Annotated in this window: 11 protein-coding genes; 5 read left to right on the top strand and 6 right to left on the bottom strand. The window is 71.8% G+C overall.

From position 1 onward, the window contains the following. The first annotated feature begins 137 nt into the window (after nt 1-137). Nucleotides 138-827 carry a hypothetical protein gene (locus tag ACWCP8_RS26335; protein ID WP_451118510.1) on the top strand — a complete coding sequence of 230 codons (690 nt, stop codon included), beginning with the start codon at nt 138-140 and terminating at the stop codon, nt 825-827. Nucleotides 828-886: 59 nt separating this feature from the next. Here the strand turns inward: ACWCP8_RS26335 and ACWCP8_RS26330 are convergent, their stop codons facing one another. Then, the gene (locus tag ACWCP8_RS26330; protein WP_451118509.1) at nt 887-1,996 is read right to left on the bottom strand and encodes a glycosyltransferase; all 1,110 of its coding nucleotides are present in this window, start codon (nt 1,994-1,996) and stop codon (nt 887-889) included. Next, complete coding sequence (locus ACWCP8_RS26325) at nt 1,993-2,532, bottom strand: WcaF family extracellular polysaccharide biosynthesis acetyltransferase (RefSeq protein ID WP_352269091.1); 540 nt, start codon at nt 2,530-2,532, stop codon at nt 1,993-1,995. Before ACWCP8_RS26325 ends, ACWCP8_RS26330 begins: the two co-directional genes overlap by 4 nt. Before the next feature lie 122 nt (nt 2,533-2,654). Here ACWCP8_RS26325 and ACWCP8_RS26320 point away from each other — a divergent pair, with 122 nt between their 5' ends. Further along, nucleotides 2,655-4,157 (top strand): hypothetical protein, encoded by a 1,503-nt coding sequence (locus ACWCP8_RS26320; protein WP_352269090.1) that lies wholly within the window; start codon nt 2,655-2,657, stop codon nt 4,155-4,157. Nucleotides 4,158-4,222: 65 nt separating this feature from the next. Here ACWCP8_RS26320 and ACWCP8_RS26315 read toward each other — a convergent pair whose 3' ends face one another. The 3 genes from ACWCP8_RS26315 to ACWCP8_RS26305 are packed head-to-tail and all read right to left on the bottom strand — an operon-like array spanning nt 4,223 to nt 8,414. Then, entirely contained in the window at nt 4,223-5,524 is a 1,302-nt protein-coding gene (locus ACWCP8_RS26315; RefSeq protein ID WP_451118507.1) for a hypothetical protein, read from the bottom strand. Continuing rightward, entirely contained in the window at nt 5,521-7,212 is a 1,692-nt protein-coding gene (locus tag ACWCP8_RS26310) for a lipopolysaccharide biosynthesis protein (RefSeq protein WP_451118505.1), read from the bottom strand. The genes ACWCP8_RS26315 and ACWCP8_RS26310 overlap by 4 nt, the downstream gene beginning before the upstream one ends. Continuing rightward, a complete protein-coding gene (locus tag ACWCP8_RS26305; RefSeq protein WP_451118517.1) occupies nt 7,209-8,414 on the bottom strand; it encodes a glycosyltransferase family 4 protein in 1,206 nt (401 codons plus the stop codon). Before ACWCP8_RS26305 ends, ACWCP8_RS26310 begins: the two co-directional genes overlap by 4 nt. 370 nt (nt 8,415-8,784) lie before the next feature. On the opposite strand from ACWCP8_RS26305, the gene ACWCP8_RS26300 reads away from it, so the two are divergent. The 3 genes from ACWCP8_RS26300 to ACWCP8_RS26290 all read left to right on the top strand — a co-directional run bounded on the left by ACWCP8_RS26300 (nt 8,785) and on the right by ACWCP8_RS26290 (nt 11,617). Then, nucleotides 8,785-9,258: an adenylyltransferase/cytidyltransferase family protein gene (locus tag ACWCP8_RS26300; protein ID WP_451118503.1), complete on the top strand. Its 474-nt coding sequence runs from the start codon at nt 8,785-8,787 to the stop codon at nt 9,256-9,258. Between the two features lie 524 nt (nt 9,259-9,782). Continuing rightward, nucleotides 9,783-10,493, top strand: a complete 711-nt coding sequence (locus tag ACWCP8_RS26295; RefSeq protein WP_352269085.1) for a lysophospholipid acyltransferase family protein — start codon at nt 9,783-9,785, stop codon at nt 10,491-10,493. A gap of 65 nt (nt 10,494-10,558) precedes the next feature. Continuing rightward, complete coding sequence (locus tag ACWCP8_RS26290) at nt 10,559-11,617, top strand: NAD-dependent epimerase/dehydratase family protein (RefSeq protein WP_352269084.1); 1,059 nt, start codon at nt 10,559-10,561, stop codon at nt 11,615-11,617. 84 nt (nt 11,618-11,701) lie between these two features. Here the strand turns inward: ACWCP8_RS26290 and ACWCP8_RS26285 are convergent, their stop codons facing one another. Further along, nucleotides 11,702-13,279, bottom strand: a complete 1,578-nt coding sequence (locus ACWCP8_RS26285) for an alpha/beta hydrolase (protein ID WP_352269082.1) — start codon at nt 13,277-13,279, stop codon at nt 11,702-11,704. Nucleotides 13,280-13,368: the final 89 nt, after the last annotated feature.

Here is a 13,368-nt window from a genome sequence, read left to right as displayed (position 1 = left end):
GGGCACTACCGCCCCCGGGGGGCCGGGGGGGGGGGGGGCGGGGGGGCGGCCCCCCACCCCGCCCACCCCACCTGGGCCCGCACCTTCGTGTGCGGGCCCGCCTTCATACCCGGCCCGCTCGGGCCGCAGGAGCCACCATGCACACTCGTACTCTCCGGTCCCTCCGGCGCGGCGCCGCCGCCGGCGCCCTCATCGCGCTCCTCACGCTCTCCGGCTGCAGCTCGGACGGCGGTTCCGACGCGGCGGCGAACCCGACGCGGAGCATCTCCGACGACCAGGCGGCCGGCGTTCCGGACGACCAGGCGAGCCCGGCTCCCGAGGAGTCGTCGAGCCCTTCCAAGGGCCCGGTTCTGCCCGACGCGAAGCTCACCCCGGCGACCGGTTCCTTCACCGCCGAGCAGAAGAGGTACCTGCACGGCCGTGTGCCGAAGAACATGGACCCGGCCGCCGTGCTCCAGGCCGGCCAGGAGACCTGTCAGCGCATCGAGCGCACCGCCGCCCACGACAAGGACGCCGCGATCGGCGCGCTCATCGCCGGGGACCTGCCGTCCGCCGGCGACGCGATCGCCCAGCTGTGCCCGAAGCAGAAGCCGCTGCTGGACAAGGCCGCGACCGGCTTCGCCGACGGCACACGCAAGAAGCCTGCACCAGGCACCTATCGTGCGCTGACCAGCGCCGAGGGCTGCACCTGGAAGGCACTGGGCGCGGACGACAAGGTGCTGGCCTCGGGCCCTGGCCCGGACGCCCCGAAGAAGGTCACCGCGAAGATCCCGTCCGGGACCCGTACGTTCGTCTCCTCGGGCTGCTACGCCTGGCTCCCCGCGTAGCGGATGTCGTTCGGATAGGCGCGGGTCCGCACCGATCCGAACGACCGAGGCCGTCGTTGCTAGGCCCGCTCGTACACGTCGAGGAGTGTGCCGAGGACCGCGTCCATGGCGAACGTCTCGGCGGTGAGCTTGCGGGCCGCCTCCGACGCGGCGCGCCGGGCGGCCGGGTCCAGCAGGTCGAGCACCGCCGGGGCGATGCCGTCGGGTCCCGTCACGACCCGGCCGGCGCCGGCCCGGTCCACGTCGCGGGCCAGGCCGTTGGAGTCGGTCACCACGACCGGCGTGCCCACGGCCATCGACTCCAGGACCGACATCGGGAACGGCTCGTCCACCGACGGCAGGACGTACACGTGCGCCCTGCGCAGCTCCTCGGTCATGCGTGTCCCGTCGAGCGGTCCCGGGCAGCTCACCCGCGCCGCGAGTCCGAGTTCGTCGATCCGCCGCCGCACGGCGGCGAGTTCGCCCTCGTCGGGGCCCGCCACGACGAACGTGGCCTCGGGGTGCCGGGCCAGGATCGCAGGGGCCGCCTCCACCAGGTCGACGGGGCGCTTACGGGCCTGGAGCCGGGCCGCGTACAGGATGCGCGGCGGTCCCTCCGGTGCCGGGCCCTCGGGCTGCGCGGGCACGCCGTTCACCAGGCGGACGGCGCGGTCGAGGCCCGTCCCGCCCACCACGGCCTCCAGGTCCCGCAGTTCACGCGGGGTGAGGTGCAGAACGGCGGTGGCTCCGCGCAGCACCCGCCGCACCGCGATCGCGTCGAGAACCCTGGCCGAGCGCCGCTCGCTCGGGTCGACCATGCCGTGCGTCTGGAGGACCAGCGGCTTCCCGGCACGCAGCGCGGCGAGCGCCACCGGCAGGGTCACCAGGTCGCGCGCCAGATGCACATGGACGACGTCGGCCTGCCGTACGAGACGGTGGGCGCCGGCGAGCAGGGACGGCGAGGTCAGGCCGCTGAACCCCAACGGCAGGATCCTGCGGGCCTGGTGGAGGCGGGCGGGCACGCCCTCCACCTCCTCGGGCAGCGGCCCCTCGAAGCCGTCGGCGAGGGCGGTGAGCCGGGCGTCGTGCCCGCGTTCCCGCATCCCCTTGCAGAGGTTGAGGGCGACCCGGACCGGGCCGCCGAAGGCGTGGGTGGGGCTGTGCAGGGTGACCGCGTGCAGCACTCTCACGCCGGCTCCTCGACGGGTCGGCGCCGGTTGTCGGCGGTGTGCAGGGTCAGCTCGGGCAGGTCCTTGTGGAGGACCGCGCCCGCACCCACGACGGCACAGCGGCCGACCTTCACCCCGGCGAGGACGGTGGCGCGGGTCGCGACCCAGGCTCCGTCGTCAACGGTGATCGGCGCGTTGCGGTACCGGAAGTCGGCGGCGCGGTGGTCGTGGCTGCCGGTGCACAGCAGGGCCTCCTGCGACACGCACACATGGGCGCCGAGGGTGACCGGCTCCAGGTTGAGGATCCATGCCCCCTCGCCGATCCAGGTGTGGTCGCCGACCGTCAGCTTCCACGGCCAGAGCACGCGCACCCGGTGCCGGATGAGCACCCCCGTGCCGATCTCGGCGCCGAAGGCCCGCAGCAGCGCCGTCCTGACCCGGGCCGGGGTGAACCACGCCATGAAGACCGTGTTCATCACCGCGAACCAGAGCGCCTGGACGAGTATCCCGCGCCCCTTGTCGTATCCGGCCAGTGTGAAGGCCGGGAGATCACGCATCGATCCATCCCCTCAACAGCGTCTCCCCGGACGCTACTTCGCCACACTCTAGTAGCTGACCGTTCACCGCAGGCCAGGGCTCGTTAGACTGCGCCGGGGATCTCTTTCGGGGCGGGGGCGCCATGACGCAGCAGATGGTCCGGGGCACGACCGGTACGCCCGGGTCACCGGAGCGGGGCTGGCAGGTGGCGGTGCCGCCCTTCCGGCCGCGCACGCTCCTCTCCCGCGCGCTGTCGGTGCCGCTCGTCCTCGGTTTCACGGTGTTCCTGCCGTTGCTCGTGCTGGTCCAGCCCGGCACCGGTCTGCACGACTCGGCGCTGTGGCTCCAGCTCGCGCTCACCATGTACGCCGGCATCCGGCTCTCGGGGATGATCCTCTCCAGCCGGCGCAAGCTGCTCGCCGGTTCGTTCTGGCTGTTCGTCTACATGGCGATGGGCGTGGCACCGCTCGCGCAGGCCGTGCTCGGCCGTACGCCGACCCCCGTGGTGGGTGCGCGCACCGATCTGACGGAGGCGGTCGCGCTCGTCCTGATCGGCTGTGTCGCCTTCGACATCGGCACCCTGCTGGCACGCCAGCGGCCCGAGCGGAAGCGGGAGGACAAGCTGCGGCCGGCGCTGGTGCACCGCCGCCGCCTGTACCTGCTGACCCTCCTCGCCTTCCTCGGCTCGGCGCTCCTCGTCGTCAAGCTGGGCGGTCCCGCGGTCTTCTTCACGAGCCGCCAGGAGATCATCAGCAGTGTCCAGGAGGTCGGGCTCTCCCAGGCGGACTCGCAGGCCGGGCAGGCCATCGTGCGCGGCTTCGGCACCGTGCCCGCCCTCATCGCCTGGCTGGCGTACACGCGCTGGCTGGTGACCTCGCGGCGGGCCCGCCGTTCCGTGGTGATCATCGCGGTCTGGGGGGCGCTGGCCGCGCTGAACGCGGTGGTCAACAACCCGATCTCCAATCCGCGTTTCTGGTTCCTCACCGTCCTCTTCTCGCTGCTGTTCACCGTCTTCCCGGTGAGCGCGGCCTTCTACCGGGTCGCGCTCAGCCTGGGCGTGATCGTGGCGCTGGTCGTCTTCCCGTTCGCGGACCGCTTCCGCTACGACGACGCCAACTACCGTCCGGTGCAGACCACTTCGCCGCTGGAGCCGCTGGCCCTCAAGGACTACGACCAGGTCGGCATGTTCGCCAACACCATCACGTACGTCCGGTCGGGCAGCGGCCACACCTTCGGCCGCCAGATGGCCGGCTCGGTGTTGTTCGCGGTCCCCCGCTCGGTGTGGCCCGACAAGCCGATGGACACCGGGGTCATGGTCGGCCAGTGGATGGGCGCGACGAACACGAACCTCTCGTCGCCGGTGTGGGCCGAGCTGTGGATCGACTTCGGCCCGGTCGGGATGGTGGCGGGGTTCGTGGCAATGGGATACGCGGCGGCACGGGTCGACCGGCGCTACGCCCGCCGCGCGGTGCGCAGTGCCCGGCCGGGGAGCCTGATCGCCCTGGCCGTCCCTCTGGTCGCCGGCTACTCGTTCATCCTGCTGCGGGGCCCACTGCTCCAGGCATCAGGGCGCGTGGCCATCGCGGCGTTCTGCATCGCCCTGATCACCACGTTCCGCCAGGACCGGGCGCCGGGGCTGCGCTGACCGGAGGGCCGGGGCCCTGGGGAGCGGCCGCGCGCCGTGCGCTCCGCTCCCCCACGCGGTGACGCTCAGTTCGCGGGGACCGCCGGTACCGCCGTCGTCGGGGTCGTCTCCTCCACCCGCAGGCGCGCGACCCGGGTCCAGGCCGCCACCGCCTTCAGTGCGGAGCCCGCGGCCAGACCCCAGGCCGCTCCGAGCGCCGAGCCGGTCAGCAGGTATCCGGTGAGCATGAGGACGACCGAGAGCAGCGAGAACACCACCTGCACCGACAGGGTGGCGCGCGGCCTGAGCACGCGCAGGGTCACGAGGGCGCAGGTGCCCAGGCCCATCACCGCGTACTGGGCGCCCGAGGCGGGCAACAGAGCGGCGGCCGACTGCCAGGTGGCGCCGAGGAGTTGGCGTCCGACGTGGTCGGGAAGGGCGTACAGCACGAGCCCCCAGGCGAGGCCGACGGCGCTGAGCACGAGGCCGAGCAGCGCGGCGGCGCGGGTGGTGGCGCGACGGCCGCCGAGCCGGTTGAGCAGCGGCGGCCCGAAGGCGTTGACCGAGTTGAACAGGACGTTGAGCGGCCCGAAGAGCGTGGTGGCGCCGCGCAGGGCGCCGACCGCGAGCGGGGCGGCGAACAGGCCGAGGCCGAGCACGGCGAGCTGGCTGGAGGCATTGCCGACGGCGAACTCCACGACGAAGCGCTGTCCGAGGTGGCCCCGGCGCACGTAGGGCCGCAGGTCCGCCCGTGCGCCGCGGACAAGGGGCCACAGCAGGCGCAGGCCGAGCAGCAGTGCCGGGACGGCCGACACGCCCCACACCGCCACGAGGAGTCCGGGCGCGGCGTGCCGGGGCTGGAGCAGCAGCGCGGGAACCACGCACACCAGACGCAGGGTGTCGGCGGCCAGGGCCAGGCCGGGGCGCCGCAGGGTGGAGAACGCGTACCGCAGCCCGTCCTGCACGAGGACCAGGGGCAGCACGACCCCGAGGGCAAGGAAGGCTCCGCCGGGTCCGGCCCAGCCGCCGGTGACGGCGCCGGTGACCGCGCCGACGGCGGCTAGCAGGACCCCGCCGACGGTGGAGGCGAGGGAGGTGAAGGCGATCGCGGACCTGCAGGCGGCGCCGGTGGCGGCGGTGTCGCCCCGGGTGAGGACGACGGCCTGGCCGACGTACGCCATGTTGAGGCCGAGCAGCACCGTGAAGGTGAGGTACACCATCGAGAAGGTGGCGAAGCCGTACGCGGTGGAGACGCGGGCGGCGATCACCAGCACGGCGATGTTGGTGAGGCTGGACGCCGCCTGGTCGAGCACCGAGGCGAGGGCGGCCGCCGACCGCCGCGGGGTGCGAGGCGGGTCGGACGGCGGCTTTTCCTCCGGGGCGGTCACCGGTCCCCCGAGCGGACGGTGCGCAGCGCGACCGTGTCGCTGCCGTCGCCGTCGAAGTGCCGCTCGGGTTCGGGGGTGTTGCTCGGCTCGGGAGTGGGGACCGGCTGGCTCTTGGGCGCCCGGCGTCGGCTGCCACGGCGGGCGACGGGCGCCCGGCCCCTCTTGGAGTCGGTGTGCGTCACCGCGCCGAGGACGGTACCGCCGGCGCCGACGATCAGTTCGCGGATACGCATCAGGTCGGCGCGGTGCACGGTCCGCGGGTCGCAGACGATGAGCACGCCATCGACCCGGTCGACGAGCGCGAGGGCGTCGGCGTACGCGAGGACGGGCGGGGCCACGACCACGACGGTGGCGTCCGGATCGTCGGCCTCGGCGATCAGCCGGGTGGTCCGGGCGGAGGTGAGCGCGCGCGGTACGTTGCGCACGCGTTCGCCGGGGACGAGTACGAAGGCTCCCGACTCGCCCGCGTCGACGAGGAGTTGTCCTCGGCTCGGCCACTCGCCCTCGGCGTGCTCACCGGTACGGCTCCAGCGGGGCCGGGAGGCGGCGGACACGTCGAGCCGCTCGGAGAGCGACGGGGTGCGCAGGTCGGCCTCCACCAGCAGGACGTTCTTGCCGGTCTCGGCGAACGAGGCGGCGAGGTTGACCGCGACGGCGACACTCGACTCCATGGAGCCGCGCGGGGCGACGACGAGCAGTCGGCGCCGGTCGGCGAAGCGCTCGTCGTAGGCGAGGCGGAAGGCGATCGAGCGGTACTCCTCGGCTGCCCGGGAGTCGGTGTGGCCGACCACCAGGGTTCCCGCCGAGCCGCGGGGCAGCGCGCCGAGGACGGGACCGCGGACGGCGCGGGCGACGTCACCGGCCGAGCGGGGCGCCGGGTCGAAGACGAGCCGCACCCAGGCGCCGAGCAGGCCGAGACCGACGCCGACGAGGCCGCCGAGGCCGAGCGACAGCGGCAGGCCGGGCCCGTCGGACGAGGAGGGGACCGTGGCGTTGCGGATCACGTTGCCGGGCGTCATGTCGAGCGCCTTCAGGCTGGTGATCTTGCTGCGGAGGTCGGTGATGCGGTTGAGCAGGTTGGCCTGCACCGCGTAGGCGGAGTCCGCGGCGGATCCGTCGGGAAGCTGCTTGATCTGCCGGGAGAGCTCGTCGTTCTGCTTGGCGACCGGATTGAGCTGGTCCTGCAGGCTCTTGAGCATCGAGTCGCGGACGGACTCCCACTGGTCCTTGCGCATGTCGATGTACGACGCGGTGAGGGCGTTGGCGCGGCGCGCCGCCTCCTTCGGGTCGGACGCGTTGTACGTGAAGTGCAGGACGAGGGTCTGCGGCGGGTTGGTGACCTGGAGCCCGCTCTGGAGCTGATCCACCTCGTCCGCGCTCATCTTGAGCTGCTTCGCGGCGCCTTGCGCGACCGAGCGGCTGAGTGCCGTCTGCCGCTCGGACCCCATGTTGAGCGCCTTGTCGCTGGAGAGCGTCGGCGCGAACGGGTCGCTGGTGGGGGCGCGGAGCACGATGTCGGTGGTGGCGGCGTAGCTGTCGGCGCCGGTGACGCCGAGCCAGGCGCCGGCCAGCAGTCCGACGCCGACCCCGCCGCCTATCAGCCACCGGTAGCGCAGCAGTTGGCGGAACTGCTCACGCAACTGCTCCGGCTCGTCCTCCCCCCGGACGGGAACGTTTGTCTCGTTCACCTTCCAAGTCCCCCCATTGCCTCGTCGATCAGCGCGTCGATGCGCGCGAGACCCGCCTCCCGTGACAGATGGGCCGCTACATGGCGCGGCCCCGCCGCGCCCAACTCGTCCGCCATCTTCGGATCTTCGGCGAGTCTACGCACCGCTGACAAGAACTGATCAGGATTCTCCGGTTCCACAAGCATTCCGGCACCGGATCGCAGCACTTCGCGGGCCGTACCGCCTTCGGCTGCGACCGAGGCGACCACCGGGCGGCCGGCCGCGAAGTAGGAGGTGAGCTTGGAGGGGACACTCATGTCGAGGACGGAGGCGCGCTGGGTCACGGCGAGTACGTCGGCGGCGGCCAGGACGTCCGGGAAGTCGGCGTCGTCCACCGACGGCAGGAACTCCAGGTTGGGCAGCCCCTCGGCGAGTGCGGTGAGGTGCTCGCGCTGGTTGCCGTCGCCCATCAGGACGATCCGGGTGGCCGGGTCGCGGCGGGCGGCGTCCACCAGCACCTCCAAGCCCTGCTTGAGGCCCATGTTCCCGGAGTGCAGGACCACGGTCTGCTCGGGCCGCCAGCCGAGCCGCTCGCGGGTACGGTCGCGTGGCGCCGAAGGGGCCTGTATGTGCGACCAGTTGGGCACCAGGCGTATGCGTCCGGGGTCAACACCCATGGCCCGCACCCGCTCGACGAACGTCTCGTGGATGACGCCGACCAGCGTGGCACGCCGCAGCACCCAGGACTCCGCGCGCTCGGCCAGCTCGGCGGCGCGGCCACCGCCCTGGATTCCCGACTGCGCGGCGGCGGCCCCCATGAGGTCCTGCACGACCGGCACGTACGGTACCCGGTGCCGGGCTGCGACGCGGGCGCCGAGCACGCCCCCGGCAAGGCTGGGCAGTTGGGCGAGTACGGCGTCGAGGCGGCCGGTGCGGGGCGGCACGACCAGGCCGTGGGCGAGTATCGAGCTCTCGAACAGGGCCCTGCGCAGGGCGCTCTGGCGCGGTGGGACGCTGTGCCGCCTGCGGTGCACGGTGACTCCGGCACGCTGCTCGGTGGCCCGCCACACCGTGCGGTAGGCGGGGTCGAGGCGCCAGGACGGGTAGTGCGGGAGCCCGGCAAGGACATGGGTGTCGTGGCCGCGGCGCGCCCAGTGCTCGGCGATACCGGTGGCGTACGGGCCGACACCCGTGTGCTCGGGCGCGTAGTTGGTGGACACCAGGAGCAACCGGAGTCTGTACGGGGCGAGTTCACCCTCCTCGTGAGTATCTGCAGCGACGTCCGGCTGAGTGGTGCGCTGCCGCGGCACGGAGGCCGCTGCGCGGGCAGCCCCGCTCCCGTCCCGATTGCGACGCTCGTCGTGGGTGTGTGTCACGCGACGAAACCCTCCCCCGGCCGCCTCGGCGGCCTCCCCTGTGTGTCCGCGCCTTACGGGACCCCCCGGTCCCACGCACTGCTCGGCAGTGAACCAGGACGCACCCCAATTGTTCACCCTTCCTGCACCGAGCGTGGACGCTATCGTCAAAGTCCGCACATCCCCGCAAAGGAGTGCGCACAGGGGGACATCATCGATCGCGGGGGCATCTGTGCCATTGAGCAAGCCGTATCGCGTGGGCTATGCGCCGGGCGCCTACGATCTTTTCCACATCGGGCACTTGAACATCCTGCGCCACGCACGTGCCCAGTGCGACTACCTGGTGGCAGGCGTGGTCCCGGACGAGATGACCGAACGGGCCAAGGGCAGGCGGCCGATGATCCCTCTCGTCGAGCGGCTGGAGATCGTCCGCAGCATCCGGTACGTGGACGCCGCTTTCGTCGAGACCGTGCCGGACAAGCTGGAGACGTGGAAACAGGTTCGCTTCGACGTGCTGTTCAAGGGCGACGACTGGCGGGACACGCCGAAGGGGGCACGGCTGGAGCGGGACTTCGCCACTGTGGGCGTGGACGTCGTCTACTTCCCGTACACCGTGCACACGTCGAGTACCCAGCTGCGACGTGCCATCGATGCCCTCGGCGGGACGCGGCTCACCGACGAACTGCGGACAGCTCCCGGAACCACTTGGTGAGGAAGGCGACGAGGAAGAGCACGGCGGCGACCGCGAGGACGGCGTAGGTCCACCGGAGGACGCCGCCGCGTCCCCCGAATACGGCCGTCTCCTCCGGGGGACGTACTCCCTTCGGGCCCGACGACGAGCACGATCTCCCGTCCGCGGGAAGCGCCGCGGACGCCGGTCCCGCTCGTCGCCACCCGGTCCTCGTGCGGCACGACGGTCGGGCCGGCCGCGGCGAGCGGCGCCGCAATCTCCTTGGGCGCGGCGTCCGTGACCTCGGGAGTCGGACCCGCCGGGACTGCTTCCCGACGTCACGCGCCGTGGCCGGACCTCCCTCGCCGGACCGACCCCGGCCCGCACCGACTTCCATGCGACGCCGAGCTGACACCTTGTCAGTGAAGTCAGCAGAGGGTCGGCATCGACCCGCCCGAAGGCGGTTACATGTGACGCCGGCTGCACATAGGCTGTCCTCCCTGAGGTCTTCGCTGACCTGGCAGAATGTAGCCCTGGAGCCGATCCGGCAGCGCTAGGAGCCGCCCGTGTTCTATTACGTGCTCAAATACGTCATTCTGGGGCCGTTGCTGCGGTTGCTGTTCCGGCCCAGGATCGAGGGACTGGAGCACATTCCGGAGGACGGCGCGGCGATCGTCGCCGGCAACCACCTGTCGTTCTCCGACCATTTCCTGATGCCCGCGATCATCAAACGGCGCATCACCTTCCTCGCCAAGGCGGAGTACTTCACCGGTCCGGGGCTGAAGGGGCGGCTGACCGCCGCGTTCTTCCACAGCGCCGGGCAGATCCCGGTGGACCGGTCCGGCAAGGATGCGGGACAGGCCGCGATCCGTGAAGGGCTCGGGGTGCTGAGCAAGGGCGAGCTGCTCGGGATCTATCCGGAGGGGACCCGTTCGCACGACGGCCGGCTCTACAAGGGCAAGGTCGGTGTCGCGGTGATGGCGATCAGGGCGCAGGTGCCGGTGGTGCCGTGCGCGATGGTCGGTACGTTCGAGATCCAGCCTCCCGGCAAGGTCGTCCCGCGGATCAAGCGGGTCACCATCCGCTTCGGTGAGCCGATGGATTTCTCCCGCTATGCCGGGATGGAGAATCAGAAGGCGGCGATCCGGGCGGTCACCGACGAGATCATGTACGCGATCCTCGGGCTCTCCGGTCAGGAGTACGTCGACGAGTACGCGGCCAAGGTGAAGGCTGCGCAGGCCGAACAGACGAAGAAGTTCCCGAGGCTGCGACGCTGACCGCGAATCCGCGATCGGCGAACGCGCATGGCCCAACGGGTCCGCTTCCGCCTAGCGTTCCTCCCATGGGCAAAGGGCACGCGTGGATTCTTGGAGCGACGGGACAGATCGGGCGGGCCGCGGTGCGGGCGCTCGTCGAGGACGGCTGGGAGGTGACGGCGGCCTCGCGCGGCGGTGGGCGGGACGAGCAATGGGCCGACGGCGTACGGACGACGACCCTCGACCGGGACGAGGAGGGGGCGCTCGCCGCGGCGCTGGGCGACGGCTGTGACGTACTCGTCGACATGGTGGCGTACGGCGAGCAGCACGCCCGGCAGCTGACCGGGCTGGCCGACCGGATGGGTTCGGCGGTCGTCATCTCCAGCGGTGCGGTGTACGAGGACGATCGCGGCCGCAGCTTCGACACCCAGGGCGAGCCCGACGGGGCCCCGCGGTACCCGGTGCCGATCCCGGAGACACAGCGCACGGTAGCGCCGGGGGATGCAACGTACGGGACCAGGAAGATCCGGCTGGAGCGGGACCTGCTGGCGGCGGGTGACGCCCTGCCGGTGACGCTGCTGCGGGCCGGTGCGATCCATGGCCCGCACTGCCGCTCGCCGCGCGAGCTGTACTTCGTGAAGCGGCTGCTGGACGGGCGCGGACGACGGGTGCTCGCGTACAACGGCACGAGCCGCTTCCATCCGGTCCACGTGTCCAACGTGGCCGAGCTGATCCGGCTCGCCGCCGGGCAGCCCGGGTCGAGGGTGCTCAACGCGGCTGATCCTCAGGCGCCCACGATCGCGGAGATCGCGTCGGCCATCGACGGGGTGCTCGGCCGGGAGACGGAGACGGTGCTGGTGGACGGAGCGCCGCCGGTGGGCGAGGTCGGCGAGACGCCGTGGAGCAGTGCCCATCCCATCGTGTACGACATGACGGCTGCCGCGAAGGAGCTCGGCTACCGACCGTTGACGGGCTACGTGGAGTCGCTGCCGGAGACCGTCGATTGGCTCGTCGGGCAGCTGGCCGGCCGGGACTGGCGGGACGCCTTCCCGGCGATGCTGCGGGCGTACGGCGAAGGCCTGTTCAACTATGAGGCGGAGGACGCCTGGCTGGAGCGGTACGGCCGGGAACGGCCGACGCGGTAGGGCCGGGGTCGGCGAGCGGGGCCCGTACGGGGGGACGGGCGGCCGGTGATGATCCTCCGGCCGCCCGCCCCCTCGCTCAGCCGATTACGGCTTCGGGGTGGCGTGCGGGGCGCACGTCACGTCCTGCCGGTCGGTCTGCCCGGTGAGCAGGTAGTTGTCCACCCGGTCGTTGATGCAGGGGTTGAGCAGGCCCGTGACGCCGTGCGAGCCGGCGTCCTTCTCGGTGATCAGACGCGAGCCCTTGAACCGCTTGTGCAGCTCGACGGCGCCCTCGTACGGAGTGGCGGCGTCACGCGTGGACTGCACGATCAGCACCGGCGGCAGGCCCTTGCCGGTCTTGACCTCCAGCGGGGTCTGCTGCTTGGCCGACCAGGTCGCACAGGGCAGGTTCATCCAGGCGTTGGCCCAGGTCATGAACGGGTAGTCCTTGTGCAGCCGGGTGTTGTCGCGGTCCCACTTCTGCCAGCTGGTGGGCCACTTGGCGTCCGCGCACTCGACAGCCGTGTACACGGCGTTGCCGTTCTCCGAGGAGGCGTTCCCCGCGAGATCCGACATGTCGGGGCCCGCGGCGTCGACCAGCGCCTGGGTGTCGCCCGCCCGGTAGTCGCTCCAGGTCTGGGCGACGAGCACCCAGGTGGAGTCGTAGTACGGCGTGTTCTGGAAGAAGCCGATGAGTTCGGCGGGTCCGACGACGCCGCCGATCGGGCTCTTCTTGGCCGAAGCGCGCAGCTTCAGCCACTCCTGCTCGACCTGGGCAGGCGTGGTGCCGATGTGGAAGGCCGCGTCGTTCTTGGCCACCCACGCCGTCCAGTCCTCCCAGCGCTGCTGGAAGGCGATGTCCTGGTTGAGGTTGGCCTCGTACCAGATGTTGTCCTTCGCCGGGTTGACCACGCTGTCGACGATCATGCGCCGGACGTGGTCCGGGAACAGCGTGCCGTAGACCGCCCCCAGGTACGTGCCGTAGGAGACGCCCAGGAAGTTGAGCTTCTTCTCACCGAGCGCGGCGCGGATGACATCCAGGTCGCGTGCGGTGTTCGGCGTCGTCATGTGGGGCAGCATGTCGCCGCTGCGCTCCGCGCAGCCGTCCGCGTACTCGGCGGCGAGCTTGCGCTGGGCGCGCTTGTCGGCCTCGCTGTCGGGTACCGGGTCGGCCTTCGGGGCCTTCACGAACTCCTGCGGGTCGACGCAGGAGATCGGCGCCGAGTGGCCGACACCGCGGGGGTCGAAGCCGACGAAGTCGTACGCCTTCGCGGCCTTCGTCCACAGCGGGTTCTTGTTGGTGATCCGGGCGGGGAACCGCAGCCCGGAGCCGCCGGGGCCGCCCGGGTTGTAGAGCAGCGCGCCCTGCCGCTCCGCCTCCGTACCGGTGCTGACGTGCCGGTCGACGGCGAGCTTGATCTGCTTGCCGTGGGGCTTGGCGTAGTCGAGCGGTACGGTCACCCAGCCGCACTGAATCGGAGTGGCCAGGGCCCAGTCGGCCGGGCAGTCCTTCCAGTCGATGCCGGTGTGGGCCGCCTGTGCGGCGGCGATCTGGACGCCGCGCGCCTCCGAACCGCTGTCATGGCGGCCGTCGGCTGTGGCCGTCGGTGCAGCTATCGCGCCCGCTATGAGCGTGCCCGCTATCAGAGTGCCGGCCGAGCCGAGCACTGCTGTGCGTCTCAAGTGGAACCTCCCCCATTGTCTGAAGCGCCGCGGTTGGCGGCGCAGTTCACATCGAGACCTCCCGCGGATCCTGTCGCCTGTGGGGTTCC

The organism is Streptomyces sp. NPDC002206 (assembly GCF_053593595.1).
This window is presented reverse-complemented; position numbering and strand designations above follow the sequence as displayed.